At 71.7% G+C, this 24,877-nt stretch carries 23 protein-coding genes and 1 pseudogene; 17 read left to right on the top strand and 7 right to left on the bottom strand.

Annotated elements, in window-relative coordinates; all coding sequences use genetic code 11:
• Nucleotides 1–58 precede the first annotated feature (58 nt).
• Nucleotides 59–1,717: a protein kinase gene (locus ACFVXJ_RS10625; protein WP_389661318.1), complete on the bottom strand. Its 1,659-nt coding sequence runs from the start codon at nt 1,715–1,717 to the stop codon at nt 59–61.
• 227 nt (nt 1,718–1,944) lie between these two features.
• On the opposite strand from ACFVXJ_RS10625, the gene ACFVXJ_RS10620 reads away from it, so the two are divergent.
• Complete coding sequence (locus tag ACFVXJ_RS10620) at nt 1,945–3,579, top strand: protein kinase (RefSeq protein WP_389661316.1); 1,635 nt, start codon at nt 1,945–1,947, stop codon at nt 3,577–3,579.
• 205 nt (nt 3,580–3,784) lie between these two features.
• On the opposite strand, the gene ACFVXJ_RS10615 is transcribed toward ACFVXJ_RS10620, so the two are convergent.
• Nucleotides 3,785–4,447, bottom strand: a complete 663-nt coding sequence (locus tag ACFVXJ_RS10615) for a response regulator (protein ID WP_389661314.1) — start codon at nt 4,445–4,447, stop codon at nt 3,785–3,787.
• Nucleotides 4,448–4,772: 325 nt separating this feature from the next.
• On the opposite strand from ACFVXJ_RS10615, the gene pdhA reads away from it, so the two are divergent.
• The 5 genes from pdhA (at nt 4,773) to ACFVXJ_RS10590 (ending at nt 10,333) form a co-directional block, all read left to right on the top strand.
• Complete coding sequence (gene pdhA / locus ACFVXJ_RS10610) at nt 4,773–5,972, top strand: pyruvate dehydrogenase (acetyl-transferring) E1 component subunit alpha (RefSeq protein WP_389661312.1); 1,200 nt, start codon at nt 4,773–4,775, stop codon at nt 5,970–5,972.
• A 5-nt stretch (nt 5,973–5,977) separates the two neighbouring features.
• Nucleotides 5,978–6,958: an alpha-ketoacid dehydrogenase subunit beta gene (locus ACFVXJ_RS10605; RefSeq protein ID WP_389661310.1), complete on the top strand. Its 981-nt coding sequence runs from the start codon at nt 5,978–5,980 to the stop codon at nt 6,956–6,958.
• A gap of 31 nt (nt 6,959–6,989) precedes the next feature.
• Nucleotides 6,990–8,462, top strand: coding sequence for a dihydrolipoamide acetyltransferase family protein (locus tag ACFVXJ_RS10600; protein WP_389661567.1), 1,473 nt, complete (start codon nt 6,990–6,992; stop codon nt 8,460–8,462).
• Between the two features lie 135 nt (nt 8,463–8,597).
• The gene (locus ACFVXJ_RS10595) at nt 8,598–9,536 is read left to right on the top strand and encodes a GNAT family N-acetyltransferase (RefSeq protein ID WP_389661308.1); all 939 of its coding nucleotides are present in this window, start codon (nt 8,598–8,600) and stop codon (nt 9,534–9,536) included.
• 41 nt (nt 9,537–9,577) lie between these two features.
• Nucleotides 9,578–10,333, top strand: a complete 756-nt coding sequence (locus ACFVXJ_RS10590; RefSeq protein ID WP_389661306.1) for a hypothetical protein — start codon at nt 9,578–9,580, stop codon at nt 10,331–10,333.
• A gap of 35 nt (nt 10,334–10,368) precedes the next feature.
• Here ACFVXJ_RS10590 and ACFVXJ_RS10585 read toward each other — a convergent pair whose 3' ends face one another.
• Nucleotides 10,369–10,785: a PPOX class F420-dependent oxidoreductase gene (locus tag ACFVXJ_RS10585; RefSeq protein ID WP_389661304.1), complete on the bottom strand. Its 417-nt coding sequence runs from the start codon at nt 10,783–10,785 to the stop codon at nt 10,369–10,371.
• A 79-nt stretch (nt 10,786–10,864) separates the two neighbouring features.
• The gene (locus tag ACFVXJ_RS10580; RefSeq protein WP_389661302.1) at nt 10,865–12,088 is read right to left on the bottom strand and encodes a DUF1266 domain-containing protein; all 1,224 of its coding nucleotides are present in this window, start codon (nt 12,086–12,088) and stop codon (nt 10,865–10,867) included.
• Between the two features lie 366 nt (nt 12,089–12,454).
• Here ACFVXJ_RS10580 and ACFVXJ_RS10575 point away from each other — a divergent pair, with 366 nt between their 5' ends.
• The 4 genes from ACFVXJ_RS10575 (at nt 12,455) to ACFVXJ_RS10560 (ending at nt 17,690) form a co-directional block, all read left to right on the top strand.
• Nucleotides 12,455–13,423 carry a hypothetical protein gene (locus ACFVXJ_RS10575; RefSeq protein WP_389661300.1) on the top strand — a complete coding sequence of 323 codons (969 nt, stop codon included), beginning with the start codon at nt 12,455–12,457 and terminating at the stop codon, nt 13,421–13,423.
• Nucleotides 13,424–13,709: 286 nt separating this feature from the next.
• On the top strand, nt 13,710–15,596 hold the full coding sequence (locus tag ACFVXJ_RS10570; RefSeq protein WP_389661298.1) for a C1 family peptidase: 1,887 nt from the start codon (nt 13,710–13,712) through the stop codon (nt 15,594–15,596).
• 106 nt (nt 15,597–15,702) lie between these two features.
• Nucleotides 15,703–16,353, top strand: coding sequence for a GntR family transcriptional regulator (locus ACFVXJ_RS10565; protein WP_389661296.1), 651 nt, complete (start codon nt 15,703–15,705; stop codon nt 16,351–16,353).
• On the top strand, nt 16,350–17,690 hold the full coding sequence (locus tag ACFVXJ_RS10560) for a nitrate/nitrite transporter (protein WP_389661294.1): 1,341 nt from the start codon (nt 16,350–16,352) through the stop codon (nt 17,688–17,690). The genes ACFVXJ_RS10565 and ACFVXJ_RS10560 overlap by 4 nt, the downstream gene beginning before the upstream one ends.
• 35 nt (nt 17,691–17,725) lie before the next feature.
• On the opposite strand, the gene ACFVXJ_RS10555 is transcribed toward ACFVXJ_RS10560, so the two are convergent.
• On the bottom strand, nt 17,726–18,550 hold the full coding sequence (locus ACFVXJ_RS10555; RefSeq protein ID WP_389661292.1) for a maleylpyruvate isomerase family mycothiol-dependent enzyme: 825 nt from the start codon (nt 18,548–18,550) through the stop codon (nt 17,726–17,728).
• Nucleotides 18,551–18,687: 137 nt separating this feature from the next.
• On the opposite strand from ACFVXJ_RS10555, the gene ACFVXJ_RS10550 reads away from it, so the two are divergent.
• Together ACFVXJ_RS10550 and ACFVXJ_RS10545 are read left to right on the top strand one after the other, a co-directional pair.
• Nucleotides 18,688–19,467, top strand: coding sequence for a carbon-nitrogen family hydrolase (locus ACFVXJ_RS10550; RefSeq protein WP_389661290.1), 780 nt, complete (start codon nt 18,688–18,690; stop codon nt 19,465–19,467).
• Between the two features lie 96 nt (nt 19,468–19,563).
• Nucleotides 19,564–19,866 carry a hypothetical protein gene (locus ACFVXJ_RS10545; RefSeq protein ID WP_389661288.1) on the top strand — a complete coding sequence of 101 codons (303 nt, stop codon included), beginning with the start codon at nt 19,564–19,566 and terminating at the stop codon, nt 19,864–19,866.
• Between the two features lie 5 nt (nt 19,867–19,871).
• Here ACFVXJ_RS10545 and ACFVXJ_RS10540 read toward each other — a convergent pair whose 3' ends face one another.
• Nucleotides 19,872–20,375, bottom strand: a complete 504-nt coding sequence (locus ACFVXJ_RS10540) for an LURP-one-related/scramblase family protein (RefSeq protein WP_389661286.1) — start codon at nt 20,373–20,375, stop codon at nt 19,872–19,874.
• Nucleotides 20,376–20,407: 32 nt separating this feature from the next.
• Here ACFVXJ_RS10540 and ACFVXJ_RS10535 point away from each other — a divergent pair, with 32 nt between their 5' ends.
• Nucleotides 20,408–21,211, top strand: coding sequence for a hypothetical protein (locus ACFVXJ_RS10535; protein ID WP_389661284.1), 804 nt, complete (start codon nt 20,408–20,410; stop codon nt 21,209–21,211).
• Here the strand turns inward: ACFVXJ_RS10535 and ACFVXJ_RS10530 are convergent.
• Nucleotides 21,208–21,762 carry a Uma2 family endonuclease gene (locus ACFVXJ_RS10530; RefSeq protein ID WP_389661282.1) on the bottom strand — a complete coding sequence of 185 codons (555 nt, stop codon included), beginning with the start codon at nt 21,760–21,762 and terminating at the stop codon, nt 21,208–21,210. The two genes, ACFVXJ_RS10535 and ACFVXJ_RS10530, sit on opposite strands and share 4 nt — an antisense overlap.
• Nucleotides 21,763–21,865: 103 nt before the next feature.
• Here ACFVXJ_RS10530 and ACFVXJ_RS10525 point away from each other — a divergent pair, with 103 nt between their 5' ends.
• The 4 genes and pseudogenes from ACFVXJ_RS10525 (at nt 21,866) to ACFVXJ_RS10510 (ending at nt 24,870) form a co-directional block, all read left to right on the top strand.
• The gene (locus tag ACFVXJ_RS10525) at nt 21,866–22,027 is read left to right on the top strand and encodes a hypothetical protein (protein ID WP_389661580.1); all 162 of its coding nucleotides are present in this window, start codon (nt 21,866–21,868) and stop codon (nt 22,025–22,027) included.
• 42 nt (nt 22,028–22,069) lie between these two features.
• Complete coding sequence (locus ACFVXJ_RS10520; protein ID WP_389661280.1) at nt 22,070–23,617, top strand: recombinase family protein; 1,548 nt, start codon at nt 22,070–22,072, stop codon at nt 23,615–23,617.
• 480 nt (nt 23,618–24,097) lie between these two features.
• A pseudogene (locus ACFVXJ_RS10515) lies at nt 24,098–24,371 on the top strand (hypothetical protein).
• Nucleotides 24,352–24,870 carry a DUF6879 family protein gene (locus tag ACFVXJ_RS10510; RefSeq protein ID WP_389661278.1) on the top strand — a complete coding sequence of 173 codons (519 nt, stop codon included), beginning with the start codon at nt 24,352–24,354 and terminating at the stop codon, nt 24,868–24,870. The pseudogene ACFVXJ_RS10515 and the gene ACFVXJ_RS10510 overlap by 20 nt, the downstream one beginning before the upstream one ends.
• Nucleotides 24,871–24,877: the final 7 nt, after the last annotated feature.

Here is a 24,877-nt window from a genome sequence, read left to right as displayed (position 1 = left end):
GTGCGCCGTGGCGGCGGCCAGCCTCAACCGCCGGCGGTGCCGACGCTGCCCGCCGCGGCTACTGCGGGTCGCCGGTGGACACGGTCAGCGTGTACTCCTGGTCCTTGGTCACCGCGGTCCCGGCCGGCGGGAACTGCGCCAGCACGGTGTCCTGCCCGAAGACCGCCTCGTCCTTGGTCTCGATCTTGTACTTGCCGCCCGCGGCCTGGATGCAGTCCTTCACCGAGAGCAGGTTCTTGTACGTGAAGTCGGGGGCCGACACCTTCGAGGCGTCCCGGAAGTCCTTGGACGGGTTCTTGCACTTCTCCGTCTCCATCGTGCGCGAGGTGTCCGGACCCTTGTGCCCCGGCTTCGCGGAGCCCGACGCGGACGCCGACGCGGAGGCGTCGCCGCCCTTCGCCTCGCCCTTGTCGCCGCCGCCCCCGTTGAGCACCGCGATCAGTCCGCCGACGGCCAGCAGCGCCACCACGATCGCGCCGACGATCACCGGCGTGTTCGACTTCGTCGCCGTGGCCATGGCCGTGGTCCCGCCGCCCGGGTTCGGCGAGATGGTGAACGGCGGCGGCGTCTGCGGGGCGTACTGCTGCTGCGGCGGGGCCGGCGTGTGCTGCTGCGGCGGGTACGCGTACCCGCCCTGCGCCGGGGTGTGCGGCGCGTACGGGGACGGCGTCGGCTGCGGGGACTGGTACGGCTGCTGCACCGACTGCGGCGGCGTCTGGAAGGCGGAGTCCACCGGCGGGAACACCGCCGAACTCACCCCGGCGCCGCTGCCGCCCGCCGCCGCGCCGGGAACGATGACCGGCGCACCCGTCTGACCCGCCGACAGGACCCGCGCGATCTCGTCCGCCATGGCCGCGGCCGTCGGGAAACGCTCGTTCGGGTTCTTCTTCAGGGCCCGGGCCACCAGCGCGTCCATCGCCGGGGTCACGGAACGGTTCACGGAGGACGGGGCGACCGGCTCCTCCTGGACGTGCGCGTACGCGATGGCCAGCGGCGAGTCCGCGTCGAAGGGCAGCCGGCCGGTCAGCAACTGGAACAGCATGATGCCGACCGAGTACAGGTCGGAGCGGGCGTCCACCGCGCGACCCAGTGCCTGTTCGGGCGACAGGTACTGCGGGGTGCCCACGACCATGCCCGTCTGCGTCATCGAGGTGACCCCCGACTGCATGGCCCGCGCGATGCCGAAGTCCATGACCTTGACCACGCCGCGCTTGGTCATCATCACGTTGCCGGGCTTGATGTCGCGGTGGACCAGCCCCATCTCGTGGCTGGTCTCCAGCGCGGCCAGCACGTCGGCCGTCACCTTCAGCGCCCGGTCGGCCGGCATCGCGCCGTACTGACCGACGTCCGCCTGGAGCACGGAGCCGAGCGGCTGCCCCTCCACGTACTCCATCACGATGTACGGCATGGGGGCGCCGTCGTCCGCGGCGGAGCCGTCGAACGTCACCGTCCCCTCGCCCGTGTCGAATACCGAGACGATGTTGGTGTGCGACAGTTTCGCTACAGCCTGCGCCTCGCGGCGGAACCGTTCGCGGAAGGAGGCTTCCCGGCCCAGTTCGCTGTGCAGGGTCTTGATGGCCACGTGTCGGTCGAGCGCCGAGTCGTAGGCGAGGTAGACGGACGCCATGCCGCCCTCGCCCAGCAAGTCCCTTAGCTGGTAACGGCCACCGGACAGGGAACCGCCTGCGTACCGGCCCCGTGTGCCGTCCTGGCTCATGACTGTTGCTTCCCCTCGGGCTGTGTCCGAACGCGTCTGGCAGAGCGCATGTCGGGCCCAGTCTGCCGGAGGGCAAGCCGCAGTCAAGCCAGGTGCCCGTTCCGTGACCGGGGGGCCACGGCGTGCCATTGCCCGAACGGCGACCTGTTCCGAGGCTGTAGCGTTCGTCGGAGCACCCGAAGAGGACCCGCAGAAGTTACGGACGAGAGAGACGACGGCGAGGACTGATGGCACCCGAACCCGACGGAACCGGCGCCGGGATGGCCGAGGATCCTGAGCATTGGGGCGCAGGCGGCCTGGTGGGCGACGGCCGCTACCGCCTCACCCACCGCCTGGGACGAGGCGGTATGGCGGAGGTGTTCGCCGCCGAGGACGTCCGGCTGGGCCGCACCGTCGCCGTGAAGCTGTTGCGCGCCGACCTCGCCGAGGACCCGGTCTCCAAGGCCCGTTTCACCCGCGAGGCACAGTCGGTCGCCGGGCTCAACCACCATGCCGTCGTCGCGGTCTACGACTCGGGCGAGGACCGGGTCGGCCCGAACGTCGTCCCGTACATCGTCATGGAGCTGGTCGAAGGCCGCACCATCCGCGAACTCCTGATCAGCGCCGAGGCCCCGGGGCCCGAGCAGGCGCTGATCATCGTCTCGGGGGTGCTGGAGGCGCTGGCGTACTCGCACCAGCACGGCATCGTGCACCGCGACATCAAGCCCGCGAACGTCATCATCACCAACACCGGCGCGGTGAAGGTGATGGACTTCGGCATCGCCCGCGCCCTGCACGGCGCGCAGTCGACGATGACCCAGACCGGCATGGTCATGGGTACTCCGCAGTACCTGTCGCCCGAACAGGCGCTCGGCAAGGCCGTGGACCACCGTTCGGACCTGTACGCGACCGGCTGCCTGCTCTACGAACTGCTCGCGCTGCGGCCGCCCTTCACCGGTGAGACGCCGCTGTCGGTGGTCTACCAGCACGTCCAGGACGCGCCGGTGCCGCCCTCGCAGCTGCCCGACGGCCACCACATCCCGCAGGAGCTCGACGGCCTGGTCATGCGCTCCCTGGCGAAGGACCCGGACGACCGGTTCCAGAGCGCCGAGGAGATGCGCGGGCTGGTCCAGTACGCGCTCCAGATGCTCCAGGAGCAGGGACCCAACTCCGGTACCTGGAACACCGGTCCGGTCACCATGGCGTTGCCGCACGGCCAGCCCGGCGGGGCCGCGCCGACGGCGCAGATGCACGGTCCCGGCGGACCGCGCCCGCCGTACGGTCAGAACGCCCCGACCTCCCAGTTCCAGCGGCCGATGGTGCCCCCGCTGAACCCCGACGACGGCTCCGCCTTCCCGGGCGGCGGCAACGGGGGCCGCGGCAACGGTGGCCACGGCAACGGCGGCTACGGCAACGGCGGTTTCGGCAACGGCGGTTACGGGCAGGGCGGCGGCTACGACGGCTACGACGACCGTCGGAGCAGCCGTTGGAAGATGTGGGTGTTCGCGGTCCTGGCGATCCTCGCGATCGCCGGTGGTGTCGCCTACGCGGTCAAGACGATGGGCGGTGGCACCGGACAGGGGCCGGGCACCACCCACAGCAATTCCCCGAAGGCCTCGCAGAGCTCCTCCGCGGAGCCCACGCCCTCCGCGCCGTCGTCGGACTCCTCGGAGTCGGACGACCAGGAGACCTTCAAGCCGACGCCGGGGCGCACCAAGTACACGCCGAGCACCACCCCGACGCCGTCCACGGAGACGCCCACCTCGGAGAAGTCGCCGACGTCGGCGCCGCCGACGGAAAAGACGCCGACCGCGGAGAAGTCGACCCCGTCGAAGCCCACCACCTCGGTCTCCGGGGGTCCGGACAACGGCCAGGTCGGATAGGGACGGTTCCCACCGAACGGGCCCGCCGGAAGGAATTCCGCCGGGCCCGTCCGCGTATGCGGACTCGGGGCCCGGATTGTGCACCCGTTGACCGGCGCGCCGCGGTCGGGCCGGTCGGGCCGTGGTCGTACGGCGCTCGGGGAGCGCAAGCGACGTGGTCGGGCGCGGTCGCGCGCGGCTCGCGCGCCGGTTCAACGCGGTCGCGCTAGACGCGGTTCTCCGCCTGGAGGCGGGCCACGTACGCGGCCGCCTGGGAGCGGCGTTCCATGCCCAGCTTCGACAGCAGGCTGGACACGTAGTTCTTGATGGTCTTCTCCGCCAGGTGCAGCCGCTCGCCGATGACGCGGTTCGTCAGGCCCTCGCCGATGAGGTCGAGGATCTTGCGCTCCTGCTCGGTGAGGTGCGCCAGCCGGTCGTCACCCCGGCCCTTGTTGCCGTCGCGCAGCCGCTCCAGCACCCGGGCGGTGGCCACCGGGTCCAGCAGGGACTTGCCCGCCGCCACGTCCCGTACCGCGCTGAGCAGCTCGTTCCCGCGGATGGCCTTCAGTACGTACCCCGAGGCACCGGCCATGATCGCGTCGAACAGGGCCTCGTCGTCCGCGAACGACGTCAACATCAGGCACTTGATGCCCTCGTCCTGCGAGCGCACCTCCCGGCACACCTCCACCCCGCTGCCGTCCGGAAGCCGAACGTCCAGGACGGCGACATCGGGGCGGGTCGCCGGGATGCGCGCCAGCGCGTCGGCCGCCGAGCCCGCCTCGCCCACGATTTCGATGTCGTCTTCCACGGACAGCAGCTCATGCACTCCCCGGCGCACCACTTCGTGGTCGTCCAGGAGGAATACCTTGATTTTTCCGTTTTCGGGCACGGAGTCAGTTTCACACACTCACCCCTTCCCTGACGCTGTTACCCGGGATAACGTGCCGTTGTTCCGGCCCCCTGCAAGGCTGTGACCAGTGGTTGTTCCCGCAACCGCCGATTTACTTGGATATCCAAGCAAAATCGCAGGTCAAACGGGGTTTCGCAGTTATGCGAGGCACTGGGTAACGTGCATTGCGCAGGGCACTCGCCGGGGCACCTGTCACGCCTGAATCCCGTACCTTCCTCGCACCCACCCCGTGCGCGGGTACGCATACAGGTGAGCCGCACTGGACCCCGGAGAACCCGGGTGCCGGACCGACGGAGGAGCACACGTGACCGTGGAGAGCACTGCCGCGCGCAAGCCGCGACGCAGCAGCGGCACCAAGCGGGCGGCCGGCGCCGATAGCGCCCGCAAGACCGCCGCTGCCACCGCACAGCCGCACGACGCCGAGCCTCAGCTCGTACAACTGCTGACGCCCGAGGGAGAACGGGTCGAGAGCGCCGACAGCGCGCGGTTCGCGCCCTACGTCGCCGACATCACCACCGAGGACCTGCGCGGGCTCTACCGCGACATGGTCCTGACCCGCCGTTTCGACGGCGAGGCGACCGCCTTGCAGCGTCAGGGCGAGCTGGGCCTGTGGGCTTCGCTCCTCGGTCAGGAAGCCGCCCAGATCGGCTCCGGCCGGGCCCTGCGCGACGACGACTACGTCTTCCCCACCTACCGTGAGCACGGTGTGGCCTGGTGCCGCGGGGTCGACCCGACCAATCTGCTCGGCATGTTCCGCGGCGTGAACCACGGCGGCTGGGACCCGAACACCAACAACTTCCACCTCTACACGATCGTCATCGGCTCCCAGACGCTGCACGCGACCGGGTACGCCATGGGCGTGGCCAAGGACGGCGCGGACTCCGCGGTCATCGCCTATTTCGGTGACGGTGCGTCCAGCCAGGGTGACGTGGCCGAGGCGTTCACCTTCTCGGCGGTATACAACTCCCCCGTCGTGTTCTTCTGCCAGAACAACCAGTGGGCGATCTCCGAGCCCACCGAGCGCCAGATGCGCGTGCCGCTCTACCAGCGCGCCCAGGGCTTCGGCTTCCCGGGCGTCCGGGTCGACGGCAACGACGTGCTGGCCTGCCTCGCGGTCACCCGCTGGGCGCTGGAGCGGGCGCGCAACGGCGAGGGCCCGACCCTGGTCGAGGCGTTCACGTACCGGATGGGCGCGCACACCACCTCCGACGACCCGACGAAGTACCGGCGCGACGAGGAGACGGCGGCCTGGGAGGCCAAGGACCCGATCCTGCGCCTGAAGGCCCACCTCCTGGCGACGGGCGGCGCCGACGAGGCGTTCTTCGCGCAGTTGGAGGAGGAGAGCGAGACCCTGGGCAAGCGGGTGCGCGAGGTCGTGCGCGCCATGCCCGACCCGGACACCATGGCGATCTTCGAGAACGTCTACGCGGACGGGCACGCGCTCGTCGACGAGGAGCGCGCCCAGTTCGCCGCGTACCTCGCGTCCTTCGAAGGCGGGGAGTGACCACCATGGCCGTACAGAAGCTGACCATCGCGAAGGCGCTCAACGACTCGCTGCGCAAGGCCCTGGAGACCGACCCCAAGGTCCTGATCATGGGCGAGGACGTCGGCAAGCTCGGCGGCGTCTTCCGCATCACCGACGGCCTGCAGAAGGACTTCGGCGAGGAGCGGGTCATCGACACCCCGCTGGCCGAGTCCGGCATCGTCGGCACGGCGATCGGCCTGGCCCTGCGCGGGTACCGGCCGGTCGTGGAGATCCAGTTCGACGGGTTCGTCTTCCCCGCCTACGACCAGATCGTCACGCAGCTCGCCAAGATGCACGCGCGCTCTCTCGGCAAGATCAAGATGCCGGTCGTCATCCGCATCCCCTACGCGGGCGGCATCGGCGCGGTCGAGCACCACAGCGAGTCCCCGGAGACGCTGTTCGCGCACGTCCCGGGCCTGAAGGTGGTCTCGCCGTCGAACGCGAGCGACGCCTACTGGATGCTCCAGCAGGCCATCCTCAGCGACGACCCGGTGATCTTCTTCGAGCCGAAGCGGCGCTACTGGGACAAGGGCGAGGTCGACGTCGAGGCGATCCCGGACGCCCTGCACGCCGCCCGCGTGGCGCGCCAGGGTACGGACCTCACGCTGGCCGCGTACGGCCCGATGGTGAAGGTCTGCCTGGAGGCGGCGGCCGCGGCCGCCGAGGAGGGCAAGTCGGTGGAGGTCGTCGACCTGCGGTCGATGTCCCCGATCGACTTCGACGGGCTCCAGGCGTCGGTAGAGCGCACCCGCCGACTGGTGATCGTCCACGAGGCGCCGGTGTTCCTGGGCGTGGGTTCGGAGATCGCCGCTCGCATCACGGAGCGGTGCTTCTACCACCTGGAGGCGCCCGTGCTGCGCGTGGGCGGGTTCCACGCGCCGTACCCGCCGGCCCGCCTGGAGGACGAGTATCTGCCGGGCCTGGACAGGGTGCTCGACGCCGTCGACCGCTCGCTGGCGTACTGAGGAGAGCCCTGTGACGATCCGCGAATTCAAGATGCCCGACGTGGGCGAGGGCCTCACCGAGGCCGAGATCCTCAAGTGGTACGTCCAGCCGGGTGACACGGTCACCGACGGGCAGGTCGTCTGCGAGGTGGAGACGGCGAAGGCGGCCGTGGAGCTGCCGATCCCCTTCGACGGCACCGTGCACGCGCTCCTCTTCGAGGAGGGCACCACGGTCGACGTCGGCCAAGTGATCATCTCGGTGCGGACCGAGGGCGAGGCCGCCGAGGCGCCGGCGCAGGAGGTGGCGGCCCCGGCCGCCGCTCCGGCCGCTGCCCCCGCCGAGGAGCCGGCCGCCGAGGCGCGCCAACCCGTCCTGGTCGGCTACGGCGTGTCCACCGCCTCCACGAAGCGCCGGCCGCGCAAGGCCGTGGCGGCTGCGGGAGCGGGCTCGGTGGCCGCTCCGGCGGCGCCCGCCGCGCCGGTCGCCCCCGCCGTCCCCGTCCCCGTCCCCGCGCAGAACGGGACCGCCGGGCTGAACGGCAACGGCAACGGGAACGGCAACGGCACCGCGCTCGGCACCACCGAGCGCCCCCTCGCCAAGCCCCCGGTCCGCAAGCTCGCCAAGGATCTCGGCATCGACCTGGCCTCGGTGGTCCCCACCGGTGAGGGCGGCGTCGTGACCCGCGAGGACGTGCACGCCGCCGCGGCGGCCGCCCTCGCCCCGCAGGCCGCCCCGGCCCAGGCGCAGGCCGCGCCGGCCGCCGCCCCGGTCCAGGCCCCGGCCGCCGCGGAGGCAGCCGCCACGGTGGAGAGCGGGCCGACGGCGCGCGAGACCCGTATCCCGGTCAAGGGCGTCCGCAAGGTCACCGCCCAGGCGATGGTCCACTCCGCCTTCACCGCCCCGCACGTCACCGAGTTCATCACGCTCGACGTGACGCGCACGATGAAGCTGGTCCAGCAGCTCAAGGACGACCCGGACCTCGCCGGTCTGCGGATCAACCCGCTGCTGCTCATCGCCAAGGCCGTCCTGGTGGCCATCCGCCGCAACCCGGACGTCAACGCGTCCTGGGACGAGGCGGCCCAGGAGATCGTGCTCAAGCACTACGTCAACCTCGGCATCGCGGCGGCCACCCCGCGCGGCCTGATCGTCCCGAACATCAAGGACGCCCACGCCAAGACGCTGCCCGAGCTCTCCGAGGCCCTGTCCTCGCTGGTCGCCACGGCCCGCGACGGCAAGACCTCGCCGGCCGACATGCAGAACGGCACGATCACCATCACCAACGTCGGCGTCTTCGGCGTCGACACCGGTACGCCCATCCTGAACCCCGGCGAGTCCGCGATCCTCGCGGTCGGCGCGATCAAGCTCCAGCCGTGGGTGCACAAGGGCAAGGTCAAGCCGCGCCAGGTCACCACGCTGGCGCTGTCGTTCGACCACCGGCTGATCGACGGCGAGCTCGGCTCCCGCTTCCTGGCCGACATCGCGGCGGTCCTGGAACACCCCCGCCGTCTCGTCACCTGGTCCTGACGGGACAGGACGACGCGGCGCCGGTGGCCGGGCTCCCCCAGGGGAGCCCGGCCACCGGCCGTTCCGGGCCGGACCCGTGGCCCCGTCCGGAAAACCCCCTGGCCCCGAACGTTCGGCCGGGGTGATCATCGGCGGATGCTCTTCCGCGCTGCCACCGCAGACCCCGCCGACATCGACCGCGCCCTCGCGTACCCCGCCGACGGGCCCCTCGAAGCCCTCCCCGCCGACCGCGTCCGCGCGGAACTGGCGGCGGGGCGGCTGCGTCCCGAGTGGACCTGGTTCGCCGAGGACGAGGACGGCGAGATCCTCGCCCGCGCCCTGTGGTGGGGCCGCGAGGACAGCGAACGCCCCATCGCCCTCGACTGCCTCCAGGTCCGGGCCGGTGTCGCCGATCCGGTGGCCGTCGCCGCCCGCCTGCTCACCGCCGGACACACGGCCTTCGGGAATCTCCCCGGCTACCACGCCTCGCTGCCCCGCGATTGGCGTGGCCGACCCGACATCGCCGGGGCGGTCGCCTGGCGCCGGGAGGCGGCGTACCGGGCGGGTCTGACGAGCGCCATCGAGCGGCTGCGCTACGAGTGGAACCCGGCCGCCGGGACCGTGGAGCCCACCGGACGGCTGCGCTTCCGCGAGGGCACGGACGAGGAGTTCGTCGAGGCGTTCGCCCGGGTGTCGGCGGGCAGCCTGGACCTGCACACCCAGACCGAGCTGCGCTCCATGGACGCCACCCGACTCGCCCGCGAGGACCTCGCGTTCTACCGTGACTGCCCCGGTGAACGCTCCTGGTGGCGCCTGGCGGAACTGCCCGACGGCACCCTCGCCGGCCTGGCCGTTCCCTCCGCGACCCCCTACCACCCCAACGTCGGATACCTCGGAGTCGTGCCGGAACAGCGCGGCAAGGGCCTGATCGACGAGATCCTGGCGGAGATCACCCGGTTCCACGCGGGCCGGGGCGCCCGACGCATCACCGCGACGACGGACACGGTCAACGCCCCGATGGCCGCCGCGTTCGATCGCGCCGGTTACGAGGTGACGGAGATCCGCCTGGTCCTGGAAGGGCCGTCGTGGGTCTGAACGCGGGGCGGTAGCCTCCGGGCCGGAGGAAGGGGGGACGGGTGCCGATCGCCGAGTTGCAGGTGTACTCCGTCGAGGAGGCCGACGTCACGGGCGGGGTGTGCGTCGTCCGCGTCATCGGCGGCGTCGCCCGGGCCGGCCAGGTATACACCGCCGGAGGCCTCAGGCTCGGCCTGGCCCGCATCGAGGCGTGGGGAGCGCCCCGGGACTTCGTGGACCCCCCGCACGCGGCGCGGGTCCACCTCACCGGGCCCATGGTCGCGCTCCTGTCCCGGGGGCAGGTGCTGACCTGCGTACCGCCCGCCGGGCACGCGCTGGCCGACCTGGAGGCATGGCTGGCCACCGACCCGCCGCTGGGCGAGGAGCCGCACCCGGGCCCCCTGCGCGCCTTGGCCGTGACCCGGACACACGACGAAACGCTGTCCGACGCGGAACGGCTGCGCTGGGGCCGGGTGGCGCTCGCCGCCGTGGCCCGGGGGGATTACCCGGACGACGCGGCGCGCGGGGTCGAGCGGGCGGCCGTACGGGGCTATCTCATCGAGCGGTTCGGGCCCGGCCGGGGCGGTGACCCCGCCGAGCTGTGCCGGGAGGTGCTGGCACTGATCGACCTGACTCCCGCGCGGGCGGCGGCGGAGGCCGAGGTCTGGCGGGACCTGCCCCGGGACCGCATCCTCGGCCTGCGCCGGATCAAGAACCTGCTGCCCTGGATGGCCCTGGTCCGGGCCCACCTGGCGGCCGACGACCCCCTCCGCGCGGCCGTCGACGCCTGGACCACCGTCGCCCCACGGCTCCCCTGAGCCCGCGCGCCGCGAGCCCTGGGCCCGTCGCTTCCCTAGCCTGCCTTGGCGGCGTTGCCGAGCACGTTCGTCGGGGTGATGCGCAGGACCACCCGTACGTTCTCGGCGGGCGCGTCCGCGTACTCCCGGCCGGCGCCCGGGCCCATGTACTCCTCGGCGATCCGGACGGCGATCGCCCGGCCCGTGTCCTCGGTGACGGAGGCGGTGCCGCGGATCTCCGCGTAGAGGAACGGGTTGGTCAGGTCGAAGACGGTCAGGCCGACCCGCGCGTCGCGGACGATGTTCCGCTCCTTGCGGCGCCCCTGCTCGGTGGAGACCAGCAGCTCGTCGCCGTCCCGGGTCACCCAGACCACCGAACTCTGCGGTCCGCCATCGGGGTTGAGCGTCGTCAGGACGGCCGGGTGCGGCGCGTCCAGCAGCTTGCGTACGGTGTCGTTCAGCTCAACAGTCATACGGGGCAGGCTAGTCGGGGCCGTGCGGCCCCGCGTCGGGTTTCCGGGCCCGCGGTGTGATTACCCGAGGTTCGGGATGTCATCCCCAGCCGAGATTGCGCCAGGGGCTTCCCGGGTCGCTCGTCAGCTCCCGGTGCGCGGTCGCCATCTCCTGGTACCACGGCCCGAATTCCTCCTCGTCGAACTGCATGCAGCGCCCGAGGACGAAACCCGCCGACAGTTCCTCCCAGGACCGGTACGCGAGCCGGCACGCCTTCCCCGCCCGCACGACGGCGTCCTCGGCCTCCGCGAGCGTCCCGAAACGGGCGCCGACGCCCCAGCGGGCCATCTGGGAGGCGCGGCCGTAGTCCCACGCCTCCACCGACCGCACGTACGCGCCCTCGCCGAGCACCCCGTCCGCCCGGAACCGCTGCTCGTAGCGGGTGATGCGGCCGATGACCCGCTGCACGCCCGCGATCTCGCCCTCCACCTCGGCGGTCGGGCGCGGCTGCGCCACCGTGACCCCGTCGGGCGTCAGCCGGGGCTCGGCGGCCCGCTCGGCGTTGGCGCGCAGGGTCGCCTCGGTGGCGTGCCGCCAGTGCTCGATCTCCACGGGACCGGCGAACTCCTGCGCCAGCGCCTGGCGGACGCGGAGCGCGAACTCCCAGACGGGGCTGACCATGTCGGCCCGCAGCAGACGCTCGGTGGTGACCAGCCACTCCTCGCGGGTGGTGACGCCCCAACTGTCGCGGAGCTTCTCGCGCTCCTTCGTGTAGCCCTGGCCGTGGTAGGCGAGGGCGTTCCAGAACATGCCGTTGCGTACGGAGAGGTGCGCGCCGCAGGCCAGCCCGAAGGCGACGGGGCCGTGCAGGGGCCCGCCGACGTGGAGGGCGTGGACCTTGTGCTGTTCCAGACCCGGGTAGCGCGGCCGGCGGCCGTCGTGCAGGGCCCAGGTCGCGCGGTGCGCGGGGGTGGCGGGCAGCAGCGTCTCGAAGGGCGTCCCCGGGTTCACCGCCAGGTACGCGGGCCCGTCGGGCGGGTAACTCTCGCAGAACCAGCGGAGGTCGACGCTCTCGAAGACCAGGTCGGGGGAGGGCGCGGGCAGCATCCCCTCGGTGAAGACCACGTACGCGTCGGCGCGCACCCGGGGCAGGTGGACGCGCCGGCGACGTATGCGGGTGGGGTGGGCGTCCTGGAAGGACCGCTCCTGCGGGACGAAGAGGTCGGCGAGGGCGAGGGCGTCGAAGAACGCCGGCCAGTTTCCGGCGGTCTTGGCCTCTTCCAGCTCTCGTTCTATGGCGCTCGGCGCGGTCCACGTCCCCATGGGGCGACCCTATCCGGGCGGTCGGTCCGCGGTGCAGCCCGTGCCACCGGCGTGCGAACGGCCCGTCCACGGCGGCTGCTGCCGCCTTCGCCGACGGGGACCGGCCGGTCGCGGCGACCCGACGCCACCGCCGATCGGTCACGCTGGGTGATGACGGCGCGTCCGTCTGGGTCGCGCTCGGGGGTGAAGGGGTTTGGGCAGGTCAGGCCGGGGTTTTACGCCGTTGCTCGGCGTGTCGGGAGCAATGGACGGGCGTCTCCGGTTGCGGGCGGTGACCGGCTGACGGTCAGTGGTATGGGGCAGCTCCACCGCCCCGCGTCATCCCGAACCGAACGATCAGTGACATCTCTGAACAGGAGCGAGCCGTTGCACCGCATCACCCGCTACTCCATCCCCGCAGCCCTCTGCGTGACCCTGCTGACCGCCTCCCCCGGCATCGCGGCGGCCGTGTCCACGCCGCAGCGATCGACCTTTGCCGCCGAGCAGTCCGTTCCCGGCAGTGAGGCGCTGCTCGCGCAGGTCCAGTCGCTCGGCGCCGCCGCCGGAGTGCTCGAACCCGTCACGGACCTGGTCTCGGCGGTACTGAAGTCGCCGAACGGGAAGGTCTCGGAGGCCGACCTGGCCGCCGTCAAGACGAAGCTGGAGCCCGCGTTCGCGGAGCTGCGGCAGAGCCTGCCCGCTTCGGCGGCGCCGCTGCCGGCTCCCGTGCCGGCGAACCCGGCGGTGGCGAAGCCGGCGGTCGCGCACCAGGCGCACCAGGCGGTCGCGAAGCCCGCCGACCCGCCCGCCGACCCGGTGGCCAAGCCGCCGGTCGCCCAGCCCGCGCAGCCCCCGGCCGCGCAGCCCGCGAAGCCGGCCGACCCGGTCGCGCAGCCCCCGGCGGCCCAGCCGGTGAAGCCCGCCGACCCGGCCGCGAAGCCGCCCGTCGCGGCGCCCGCGAAGCCGGCGGACGCGGTGGCCAAGCCGCCGGTCGCGCAGCCCGCGCAGCCGCCGGTCGCCCAGCCGGTGAAGCCCGCCGACCCGGCCGCGAAGCCGCCCGTCGCGGAGCCCGCGAAGCCGGCCGCCCCGGCCGCCCCTGCCGCCCCGGTCGCGAAGCCCGCGGCCGCGGTGCCGGTCGTCGCGCCCGCCGTCGCCCCCAAGGCCGCTCCCGTCGACAAGGCCGGCGCCGCCGTCGACAAGCTCAAGGCCTCGGTCGACGCCCTCCTCAAGGTCGCCGCGACCGGCAGCGCCTCGGCCGACGCCAAGGCCAAGGCCGACACGGTCGTGACCGACCTCGGCGCCGTCCTGGTCGCCCTGATCAACGGTGCGGGTCAGCAGAAGGCGCCCACCTCCTAAGCGGTACCCGGGTACCCGCGTACCCCACCTACCCCGCGTCCCCGGCGACCTTCGCGCGCCGGGGACGCGGCGGCTCCCGCGACCGACCGCGCTCCCGTCCGCCCCCCGTCCCCCTCCACCGCGCCCCCGACCGCGCTCTCGACCGGCCGCCCGCCGGGCCCCCGGCCCGTACGACCCCCGTGCCACCGCGCGACCGCACGACCCCTCTTGACGCCCCCGCGCGCCGGGGAGACGCTCCCGGGTCTCGCCCGTATCCGAACGGGCGGTCGCACACTGGGGGGCCGGTATGCCGCAGGAGTCCGTGCGGACGGCGGGGGAGCTGCGTACGCGGCTCGCGGAACGGGCGGCACGCTGGTCCGTCAGCGAGCACCTCGCCGACGAGGAGCCGCTCCCGCGCCCCTCCCTCGGACTGGACCCGGCGTCGCGCCCGACGACCGCCGCCGACGCCGGGGCCGTCGACCTACGGGCGTTGGTCGGGTACCCGAGCGGCAATCCCCACCTCACCCGGCGCAGGGCGGCGCACGGCCTGCTGCCCGGGACCCGGGAGTCGGCGGCGGCGCTGCCGACGGCCGTGGACTGGCGCGAGCGGTGGGGGTGGCGGTGGATCACCCGGGTCAAGGACCAGAACCCGTGCGTGTCCGGCTGGGCCTTCGCGGCGGCCGGGCTGGTGGAGTCCATGGCCCGGATCGAGCACCACGTGTGGGCCGTGCGCTCCGAGGGGGACCTGCGCGACGGGCTGCGGTTGACCTGCGGGCAGGGCTCGGACCCGGAGACGGCACTCGACTGGATCCGCGACAACGGCGGCCTCGCCGACCCCGGTTGCCGCCCCTACACCACCCCGCCCCCCGGCCTGCCCGCCGAGCGGCGCGCCGCCTGGGGCTCCGAGTACACGCCGAGCTGGGACCGGTCGGGCCGGACCGTACGGATACGCGACCACGTGCGGCTCGGTGACGTACGGCAGCAGAAGGTCTGGCTGGACACGGTCGGCCCGCTCACCGCCTGCCTCGACGTGTACGAGGACTTCTTCGGGCTCGGCTCCGGCGTGTACCACCGTACGAGCGGCCGACGGGTGGGCCGCCACTGCGTGTTGGTGGTCGGCTACGACGACGCGGCGGGCTGCTGGCTCTTCAAGAACTCCTGGGGCACCCGCCACCACGCCGGCGGCTACGGGCGGATCGCGTACGGCGAGGCCCGCGTCGACCACTGGGCCAAGTGCGGACTGAGCGGCACCAACATCGACCCGTGGAGCAAGCGCCGGCTGCACGCGGGCAACGTGTACGAGAGCGGGAACGGGCGCGCCCACCGCAACTTCGAGCTGGCGGCGCCGACGGGTGACGGGAGCCTTCGGCACTGGTGGCGCGAGGGCGAGCCGCCCTTCGCGTGGACCCCGGGCAAGACCTTCGCGCACGACGCCTCGGGCCGGCCCGCCTTCACCGGCACCACCTACAACCGGAACATGGAGTCCCTGCACGTCACCACCGGCGGCCGGCTGCGCCACTGGTACTACGAGCAGTCCGGCGGCGCCTGGCGCGACGGCGGCGCCTTCGGCCCCGGCGACGCGGCGATCGGCTCGACCCCGGCCTTCATCCAGAGCGACTACGGCAAACCCGGCAACTTCGAAGTGGTGGTCCGCACCGCCGACGGACGCCTGAACCACTGGTGGCGCATCAACGGGGCGCCCTGGACCTGGAACGACGGCGGCCGGTTCGGCTCCGGCATCGCCCATTTCGGACCCGCCCTCGTCCAGACCCGCTCCCGGCACCTCGACCTCGTCGCGACCCGCGCCGACGGTCGGATGCAGTCGTGGTGGCGCGACGACCGCGACCACTTCGCCTGGCACCCCGGCGAGGTGTTCGGCAGCGCGATCACCTCCGCGCCGTGCCTGATCGAGGGGCAGTACGGGGCCACCGACGAGGAGACGGCCGGGAACTACGAGCTGTGCGTCGTCGGGGCGGACGGTCGGGTCGAGCACTGGTGGCGCGGGAACGCGGGCGACGGCGCGTGGACCCGGAGCGCGGTCTTCGGCCGGGACGCGCTCGCGGTCACGGGGATGCTCCAGGGCAGTTTCGGGTTCGACCTGGAGGTGATCGTCCTGCGCGCCGACCACCTGCTCCGGCACTACCGGCGCGACGGCGCCGGCTGGCACGCCGGGGCGGTGATCGGCCCGGCGTGAGGTGGCCGCTCCGGGGGACACGGCGGCCCGGGGGACACGGCGGCCCGGCGGTCCGCATCCTGGACGGGCCGGACCCGTGTACCCCTCATGTATCTATCCTGTGCGCATGACCTCCGCGCCCCCCGTCGTGACCGCAGCCGACCGCGTCTACCAGCACGTCAAACAGGGGGTGCTCGGCCGCCGCTACGAGGGCGGGGTGCTCCTCACCGAGGGCGAGGTCGCCGAGGCCGTCGGGGTGTCCCGCACACCGGTGCGCGAGGCACTGCTGCGCCTGGAGACCGAGGGGCTGCTGAAGCTGTACCCGAAGAAGGGCGCGCTGGTGCTGCCGGTTTCCGCGCAGGAGATCGCCGACGTCATCGAAACCCGGCTGCTGGTCGAGGAGTTCACCGTCCGCAAGGCCGTGCCCGCCCCGCCCGCCCTGCTGGAGCGGCTCGCCGCCCTCATCGGGGAACAGCGCCGGCACGCCGCCGAGGGCGACATCGTCGCCCTGATGGCCGCCGACCGGGCCTTCCACGCCGAGATCGTGCGCAGCGCCGGGAACCAGATCCTGGGCCGGCTCTACGACCAGCTCCGCGACCGGCAGCTGCGGATGGGCGTGGCCCTGCTGCACGCCCACCCCGACCGGGTGGAACGGACGTTGGCCGAGCACACCGAGATCCTCGACGCGCTGCGCGCCGGGGAGCCCGAGACCGCCGCCGCGGCCGTACGGGCGCACGTGGGCCGGGTCGACGCGCTGGTGCGCGGGACCGGCCGATGAGCGTCCCCGCGCAGCCCTCGCGCCTTCCCCTGGACCCTCCCGGCGGACGCCGGGCCCTCGCCGTCTGGGCGATCGGCGTCTCCGTCTACTTCGTCGCGGTGATCTTCCGGACCAGCCTGGGGGTCGCCGGACTGGACGCCGCCGACCGCTTCCGGGTCAACGCGTCGGCGCTCGCCACCTTCTCGATCCTCCAACTGCTGGTGTACGCGGGCATGCAGATACCCGTCGGGCTGATGGTGGACCGGCTCGGCACCAAGCGGGTGCTGACGCTGGGGGCGCTGCTGTTCACCGTCGGACAGCTCGGTTTCGCGCTGGCGCCCTCCTACGGGACGGCGCTGGCCGCGCGCGCCCTGCTGGGCTGCGGCGACGCGATGACCTTCATCTCCGTGCTGCGGCTCGGCACGCGCTGGTTCCCGGCGCGGCGCGGGCCGCTGATGGCCCAGCTGGCCGGGCTGGTGGGCATGGCCGGCAACCTTGTCTCCACGCTGGTGCTGGCGCCGGTGCTGCACGGCGTCGGCTGGGTGCCGGCCTTCGCGGGGAGTTCGGCGGCGGGCCTCGTCGTCCTGGTGCCGCTGGTGCTGTTCCTGCGCGACCACCCGGAGGGACACGCGCCGCCGCCCGTGGCGCGCGCCGCCGGGGGCGGATTCGTGCGGCGTCAGATCGCCGAGTCCTGGCGGGAGCCCGGGACCCGGCTCGGGCTGTGGGTGCACTTCACGACGCAGTTCCCGGCGATGGTGTTCCTGCTGCTGTGGGGGATGCCGTTCCTGGTCGAGGCGCAGGGGTTGTCGCGGACCACCGCGGGCGGGCTGATGACGCTGATCGTCGTCGCGAACATGGGGTTCGGGCTGCTGTACGGGCAGCTCGTCGGCCGCCGTCAGGCCGCGCGGATCCCGCTGGCACTGGGCACGGTCGCGGTCACCGCCGCGCTGTGGGGCGCGGTCCTGGCCTATCCGGGCGAGCGGGCGCCGATGTGGCTGCTGACCGCGCTGTGCGTGGTGCTGGGGACCTGTGGACCGGCCTCGATGATCGGCTTCGACTTCGCCCGTCCCGCCAATCCGGCGGAGCGTCAGGGGACCGCCTCCGGAATCACCAACATGGGTGGTTTCCTCGCGTCCATGACGACCCTGCTGGCGGTGGGCGTCCTGCTCGACGCCACCGGCGACGACTACCGGATCGCCTTCTCGTCGGTCTTCTTCCTGGAGGTCCTCGGCATCACCCAGATCCTCCGGCTGCGCCCCGCCGCCCTGGCCCGCGAACGCCTCCCGCTCGCGGCGGCGCCCGGGCCCGACCTCGACGCGGGCCCCGATCCCGTCACCCCGGCCCGCGCCCGTACCTAACGGGCGGGCCGGGGGCACGCGGCCGGAGCCGGCGGCTACGGGGTCACGGCGAAGTGCGCCAGGATCGCGTCCGCCAGGGCGGTGTCGCCCTCGACCTTCACCCGGTCCGCGACGGCGCGCGGCCGTACCCGCCCCGCCGCGAGCCGCACGTACGTCTCCCAGTCCATGGCCAGCGTCACCGCCGGACCCAGCGAGGGTGCCTTGTCCAGCGTGCCCCGTCCCTGCGCGTCCACCCGAACGGTCCGCATGAACTCCAGCTCACCGTGCACGTCGAGCACCACGGCCGAGTTCGGGGGCGCGCCCGCCCCCTTCGCCACCACCTTCGGCAACCCGGCCAGCAGGATGTCCCGCGCCACGTGGGCGCCCGGCGAGTCCAGGTTCCCCGGCACGCCCAGCGCCGCCCGCAGGTCCTGCTCGTGGATCCAGACGTCGAAGGCCCGCAGCCGCAGCGCGAACTCCAGCGTCACCTGGTCGCCCAGCGGACCGCGCACCAGCGTGGCCGGATCCCGCTTCTCGTTGCGCAGCTGACGCTGCCGTCGGATGACGGTGTACTCCAGCTCGGAGGTCATCTCCGGCGCGGTGTGGTGGCGCCGGACGTCGACCTGCACCTCCATGTACCGGGTGAACTCGTCGACCACGTGCCGCAGGTCGCGCGGCAGGGTGTGGATCGGCCGCGGATCGCCGAGTTGCTCGCACTCGATGCCGATGATGTGTGACACCACGTCACGCACGGACCAGCCGGGGCAGCGGGTCGCCCGGTTCCACTCGCCCTCGGTCAGGGGGAGGACCAGCTCGGATATCGCCTCGATGGAATGGGTCCACGCGTCGGCGTAAGGCTGAAGGCTGGGATGGACGGTCAACGGGACCCCTCGCGTGCTGTTCAGTGGCGCGTTGTGGACTACGCCCAAAACTACGCTGCCGGTGAGCGACCCGGCAGTGCTTTCGTGTGACGATCGTAGGCCCGAGCTGACGGACACAATGCAAGGACGGTGGTAGTGTGCGCGCCTCTCTGATCCAAGTCGCCGTGAACGAGGGCGAGTCGGTCGCTTCCCGACGGGCCAGGGTCGCCGATCTCGTACGGGAGCAGGCCGCCGCCGACCTCGTCGTGCTGCCGGAACTGTGGACGGTCGGGGCATTCGCCTACGAGCAGTTCGAGACGGAAGCGGAACCGCTGGACGGCCCGACCTTCGGGGCGATGTCCAAGGCCGCGAGCGACGCCGGGGTCTGGCTCCACGCGGGCTCGGTCGTGGAGCGCGCCGGCGACGGTTCGCTCTACAACACCGCGCTGGTGATCTCCCCGGCCGGCGAGCTCGCCGCCAGCTACCGCAAGATCCACCGCTTCGGCTTCGACCAGGGCGAGGCGGTACTGATGGCCGCCGGCGACACGCTGACCACGGTCACCCTGCCGGAACAGACCCTCGGCCTCGCCACCTGCTACGACCTGCGGTTCCCCGAGATGTTCCGGGGCCTGGTCGACGCCGGGGCGACGACGATGGTCGTGGCCGCGGGCTGGCCGGCGCGGCGGCGCGCCCACTGGACGCTCCTGAACCGGGCCCGGGCGGTGGAGGACCAGGCGTACGTACTGGCCTGCGGGCTGGCCGGTACCCACGCGGGCGTCGAGCAGGCCGGACACAGCCTGGTGGTGGACCCGTGGGGCGAGGTGCTCGCGGAGGCCGGTCCGGGCGAGGACGTGCTCACGGTCGAGCTGGACCCGGCGAAGGTCGCGGACACCCGGGAGCAGTTCCCGGCGCTGAAGGACCGCCGCCTCGGACGCTGAGGCGACGGCCGGGGCGGTGGCCGGGGCGACGGTTGGCCGCCCGGCCGCCGGGTACACGGGCCGCGACGGACGAAACGGAACAGGGGGGCGGGCGGCATGTCCGAGGAAACCGAGGCCATGGTCGAAGCGGCACTGGAGCCACACGAACCGTCCCCCGGCGAGGTCGCGGCCCGCGACCGGGTCCGCGCCGACGCCACCGGCATGACCCACCACCAGGCGGCCGACGCCCTGGAACGGACCCTGGACGCCATCGACGACGCGGCCGACGCCGACGCCCCCACCCGGGCCGCCCTGGCGGAATGGCAGCGGATCACCGACCTCCTCGCCGACCACGGCGGCCCGTACGCACCGGAGGCCGACCCCTACGCACAGGGCCAGTTGAGCGCGCGCCACCGCTGACCCGGCTACCGCTCCCCGCGCTCCTCGCGCTCCTTCTCGGCCATCCGGATCACGCACACCGCGACGGCGATCAGCAGCGCCGCGTCCGCGTCCTCCCGCACCACGTCCACCGCGTACGTCTCGCGCACCCGGTACCACTGGCGGGAGATCAGCGCGAGCAGCTCGCCGTCGTACTCGACCTTGAACTCGCGGTCCAGGATGCGCCCGCTGACGTCCAGTTCGGTGCCCTCGGCCAGGGTGACGAGGTAGTGGTTGCGCAGCAGGGACAACCGCTTCCTGCGGATCACCGCGAGCCGGCGCTCGTCCCGCTCCAGGGTCATCGCGTCGCGGAAGGCGAACCACTTCTCCCGCAGCGTGATCAGGGTCTGACCGTCGCGGTCCTTGAGCTCCAGCGTGTCGCGCAGCCGCAGGGCCTTGCCGTCGACGAGGAAGACGTGCCGGCCGTCCTCGTCCTCGATCCAGTAGTCGTCCCCGATGGCCAGCACTTTGTCCCGTACGAGGTATTTCATGCGGTCATCCGTGCCCGCGATAGGTTGCCGCCATGCCTCTGCTCTACGTCACCGACCTGACCTACCCGGCGCGCGGTCGCCGCTACTGCGACGAGGACATATTCCTCACCGGGCGGCTGCGCGAGCACTTCCCGCTCGCGCTGTGCCACCCGCGCGACGCCGAGGCACTGATGGGCGGCTTCGACGCGGTCGTGGTCCGCAACAGCGGCCCGGTCCTGCACTACCAGGAGGCGTACGACGCCTTCCGCACCGCCGCCCTCGCGAAGGGCACCCGCGTCTACAACCCGCTGACCGGGCGCGGCGACATGGCGGGCAAGCAGTACCTCGTGGACCTCACGGCGGCCGGCTACCCGGTGATCCCGACCGTCGACGACCCCGCGCACCTGCACCGGCTGCCCGGGGTCCCGCTGTACGCGGTCAAGCCCAAGCAGGGCGCGGACTCCATCGGCCTGACCTTCACGGCCGACCCCGCCACCGCCGAGCCGGGCCGCTCCCTGATCCAGCCGCGGATCGACTTCGCGTACGAGGTGTCGTTCTACTTCGTGGACGACGCCTTCCAGTACGCCCTCCACGCCCCGGACCCGGACCGCCGCTGGGAGCTGGAGCCCTACGCCCCCACCCCGGCCGACCTGGCCTTCGCCCGCGCCTTCATCGAGTGGAACACCCTCGCGCACGGCATCCAGCGCGTGGACGCCTGCCGCGCCCCCTCCGGCGAGCTGCTCTTGGTGGAGTTGGAGGACCTGAACCCCTACCTCTCCCTCCACCTCCTGCCGCCCGAGACCCAGGACGCCTTCGTCACGTCCCTCGCCCGCTCGCTGGACGCGTTCCTGTCCTAGAGCTCGCTGGTGTCGAGGTCCAAGTCGAACGGCTCCGGCAGCCGCACGGCCGTCCCGAACGGATGCGGCCCGTCGACGTTGGCGTAGCCGAGCCGCCCGGGCTCGGAGAACAGGGTGACGGTCTTGTCCAGCCGGTCGACCAGCAGGTACAGCGGCGCCCCGTACTCGGCGTACCGCTTGCGCTTGACGACGCGGTCGGTCTCGGCATTGGACTCGGAGGTCACCTCGACGATCAGCAGGGTCTGGTCGGGGAGGAGTGCGCCGCCGCCCTTCGCCAGTTCCTTGGGGGCGACCGCGAGGTCCGGGACGTACCAGTTCGCCGAGCCGGGCAGGTCCAGATTGCCGGATCCGGTCACACAGCCGAGTTCCTTGACCCGCGGTTTGATCTGATCGCGGATCTCCTCAGCCGCGTTCTCGTGATCCCAGTTCGGCGTCACGTTGCTGATGACCCCTTCAATGATCTCGGTGCGGTCACCGCTGTGGTGCTGGATGGCGTACTTCAGGGCACGCTCGGGATCGATGCCCTCGCCGTAGTCGTACGCGGTCGTCATACCGGACGCCTCCTTCGCTGCCTTGCGGCCAGCGTGCCACGGCGGCCCGCCGGCCGTCGTCACCCCCGGGGGTACACCTGGTCGGGGATGGCAAGCTTGAAGGATGAACGATGCCGCCCCGGCGCCCACCCCCGCGCCCGCGCCCCGCCGACGTGCCCGTGTCCGTGCCCCCGAGCTGATCGGCAAGGGCGGCTGGCTCAACACCGGTGGGAAGGATCTGAAGCTCGCCGACTTCCGAGGTCGCACATTGATCCTCGATTTTTGAAAATAGACAACAGACCACCGAACTCTTCGTCACACTGACTGTGTGCACCAAGACACAATCTGTGACCTGTACCTCCGCCTGTCTCTTGACCGGGACGGCAAGACCGCAATCGAACGGCAGGAAGCAGACTGCCGTGCCTGGGCCGAACGCAACGGACTGACCGTCCGCAAGGTCCACATAGACAGAGGGCGCTCCGGCTACAAGACCGTTGAGCGCAAGGGCTTCGACGCCGCGCTGGCGGCCGTCACGGCGGGCGTCGTCGGCACGCTGATCGTCTGGAAACTGGACCGCCTGTCCCGCAAGGGCATCGGCCAGGTCGGCAAGGTGCTGGACGACATCGAGAAGGCCGGCGGCCGTCTCGTCTCTGTCGTGGACGGTCTCGACACCTCGAACGACTCGGCACGCATGGTCGTGGCGATGCTCGCCGAACTCGCCCGATCCGAATCGAAGAATCTCGGCACACGCGTCGGCCATGCCAAGCGATACCTACGCAGCAAGGGTCAGTGGATCGGCGGACAGCCTCCGTACGGGCTGCTCATCGACCCGCAGGCCAAGAAGCTCGTCCATGACCCGGAGCACGCCGTCTACGCCCGTCTCATCGCGGATGAAGCGCTTGCCGGAACGTCGCTGGTCAAGATCGCCCGACTTCTCAACGAATACGAGATTCTTTCGCCCAGAGGCGGGCAGTGGAACGCGGCGAGCATCATGCAGCTCCTGCGCTCCCCAGCCTTCGCCGGCCTGATGCCGGAGACTGAGACCGTCGAGACGGACGACGGCGAGCGGAAGTACACGGGCAGGGTCTTCCCGTACCGCGATCCCGAGACTCTGGACACCGTCGAGATCGGCGAGGGGATCATCACGGTCGGAGAGCGTGAACGGATCATCCGCACCCTGGAATCCAGGACGTTCGTACACGCAGGAAAGCGGCGGCCGAAGCCCGAGGGGACGGCGCTGCTCACAGGACTCGTCTACTGCGCGGTACCCGGCTGTGGTCGCCGGATGCACCGGGTGGGAGGTAGCTACCAGTGCATGGCTCGCCGCGCGGGCAACCAGTGCATCGGAGCGTCAGCGCTGGCTGAAGCGGTTGACCAGTACGTGACGGAACAGTTCCTCACGAAGCTCCCAGCGCTCGAACCGGACGACCCGTTGCTTGTCGCGATCGCAGACCGCTGGGTCCACCGCGTGGACCCGGAGACCTTCGCGAAACGTGATGCGCTTACTGCTGAGATCCAGGATGAGGAAGCCCGCCTCGCCGATCTGGAGGACGCGCGATACGTGCGCGGTGAGTTCAGTGGCCCCGCAGCCGTGGAGCGCTACAACCGGCTTGCAGAGCGCCTGAGGGGGCGCATCGAAGGGCTTGGCACCGATCTTCGCAAGCTCCCCATGCCGTCCGTGGACGTGTCGCCGATGCTTGACGGCCTCATCCTGCGTGAGGCGTGGGCTGAGGCCACGAACGAAGACCGGCGCGGCCGGTTGTCACTCGCGATAGACCGGGTTGAAGTGACCAAGGGAGTGCGCGGACAGCGGATCATCCCTGAGCAACGCATCCAGATCCATTGGGCGAAGCTGGGTACCGACAGCGTCACCTGAGCACCGGCGTAACCCCTCCAGCTGTCGGCAGCGGACACGCGTGACGAAGTGACGAAGTGACGCTCTCCCTCCGTTACCTCTTATAGAAGTGTTGTTGTTTCTATGAGTGGATCAGAACTAATCGTCATTCCGTCACTTCGTCACCCGGGATGTCCAAAGTTCAGGCGCAGCCCTCACTGCGCCCCCGGCCCCAGCTCGGAAAACGCGCCCTGGGTGCGGCTCCGTTTTTGGACTGCCGACGCTTGCGGCCACTGGGAAAGGGCCTCTTTGAGACCCCGGGAACGCCCCCGTTAAGGGGTCATAGGTTGTGCGAAGGGTTGCTGGAGCCTCCGGTGGCTGCCCGTGCTGGGTGGCTGTCGGGGGCTTCGTCGTACCCGCGCCGTGAACCAACAAGCTTGTCCTGGCGCCCTCTTGCGCCGGTCAGCCACAGGAGTGAGGCTCGTGCACGTTCGTGCAACCGACTCGACACCTGGAGTGATCGTGAACCTAAGGTTCCTCGGCATCATCCCGAACACGCCGACCGACGAGTCCCCGACCATCTGGCTTGATGAGGAGACCGGTGACCTGCTGATCCAGTCGTACAAAGCGACGTCGGAAGAGGTGCAGGTCCTGCCAGGAGATCGGCTCGATCCCCGGGCACTCCACGGACGTGCCGGACCACGAAACGATCATCAGGCTCCCTGCGGTGATGCTGAAGTACATCCCGCGCCCGGACGAGAACGGAGAAGCCGGAAGTGCAGCCACCCGCGCGTAACGCACTGGCCCGCGCGCAGCAGTCGGCCGTGCATCTTGAGTTGCGTGACAGCTACATGCTCGATGACCCGGAGTTCCTTGCCTGGCAGCAGGGCGAACGGCTGGACCCGGCTGATCGGTCGTCGTGGTGGGGCGGCTGGCACGACGCGGTGAGTGCTGCCACGGCGCGCGGAGTGGTGGTCCGCCGGGTCCGCATCGTGTCCGAGCCGATCAGTGACTACGTGCGCTATGAGTACGACTGCACCTTCACCAATCTCGCTGCGGGTGAGATGGTCCGGTGGCTGCCCCGCCGGCAGACGACGGACTTGGCGTTGCCAGGTACGGACTTCTGGGTCTTCGACGGCAGCCAAGCCCTCTTCCACCACTTCACCGGAGAGGGCCAGTTGGACGAAGACGGGCGGGAGTACACCGACGATCCTGCGCGGGTCCACCTGTGCACCACGGCGTTCGAGGCCGTCTGGCAACGCGCCATCCCGCACGAGGAGTACAAGCCGCGCTGACCGGTCA

The organism is Streptomyces sp. NPDC058279, assembly GCF_042881255.1.
In the GTDB taxonomy this organism is placed as follows: Bacteria; Actinomycetota; Actinomycetes; order Streptomycetales; family Streptomycetaceae; genus Streptomyces.
This window is presented reverse-complemented; position numbering and strand designations above follow the sequence as displayed.

Bases quoted from the DNA above. Each gene is read 5' to 3' on its own strand.
- ACFVXJ_RS10605 (WP_389661310.1), top strand. From the start codon at position 5,978: ATGGCCGTACAGAAGCTGACCATCGCGAAGGCGCTCAACGACTCGCTG.
- ACFVXJ_RS10625 (WP_389661318.1), bottom strand. From the start codon at position 1,717: ATGAGCCAGGACGGCACACGGGGCCGGTACGCAGGCGGTTCCCTGTCC.
- ACFVXJ_RS10545 (WP_389661288.1), top strand. From the start codon at position 19,564: ATGTCCGAGGAAACCGAGGCCATGGTCGAAGCGGCACTGGAGCCACAC.
- ACFVXJ_RS10530 (WP_389661282.1), bottom strand. From the start codon at position 21,762: ATGACGACCGCGTACGACTACGGCGAGGGCATCGATCCCGAGCGTGCC.
- ACFVXJ_RS10595 (WP_389661308.1), top strand. From the start codon at position 8,598: ATGCTCTTCCGCGCTGCCACCGCAGACCCCGCCGACATCGACCGCGCC.
- ACFVXJ_RS10540 (WP_389661286.1), bottom strand. From the start codon at position 20,375: ATGAAATACCTCGTACGGGACAAAGTGCTGGCCATCGGGGACGACTAC.
- ACFVXJ_RS10565 (WP_389661296.1), top strand. From the start codon at position 15,703: ATGACCTCCGCGCCCCCCGTCGTGACCGCAGCCGACCGCGTCTACCAG.
- ACFVXJ_RS10600 (WP_389661567.1), top strand. From the start codon at position 6,990: ATGCCCGACGTGGGCGAGGGCCTCACCGAGGCCGAGATCCTCAAGTGG.
- ACFVXJ_RS10535 (WP_389661284.1), top strand. From the start codon at position 20,408: ATGCCTCTGCTCTACGTCACCGACCTGACCTACCCGGCGCGCGGTCGC.
- ACFVXJ_RS10525 (WP_389661580.1), top strand. From the start codon at position 21,866: ATGAACGATGCCGCCCCGGCGCCCACCCCCGCGCCCGCGCCCCGCCGA.
- ACFVXJ_RS10560 (WP_389661294.1), top strand. From the start codon at position 16,350: ATGAGCGTCCCCGCGCAGCCCTCGCGCCTTCCCCTGGACCCTCCCGGC.
- ACFVXJ_RS10570 (WP_389661298.1), top strand. From the start codon at position 13,710: ATGCCGCAGGAGTCCGTGCGGACGGCGGGGGAGCTGCGTACGCGGCTC.
- ACFVXJ_RS10620 (WP_389661316.1), top strand. From the start codon at position 1,945: ATGGCACCCGAACCCGACGGAACCGGCGCCGGGATGGCCGAGGATCCT.
- ACFVXJ_RS10585 (WP_389661304.1), bottom strand. From the start codon at position 10,785: ATGACTGTTGAGCTGAACGACACCGTACGCAAGCTGCTGGACGCGCCG.
- ACFVXJ_RS10580 (WP_389661302.1), bottom strand. From the start codon at position 12,088: ATGGGGACGTGGACCGCGCCGAGCGCCATAGAACGAGAGCTGGAAGAG.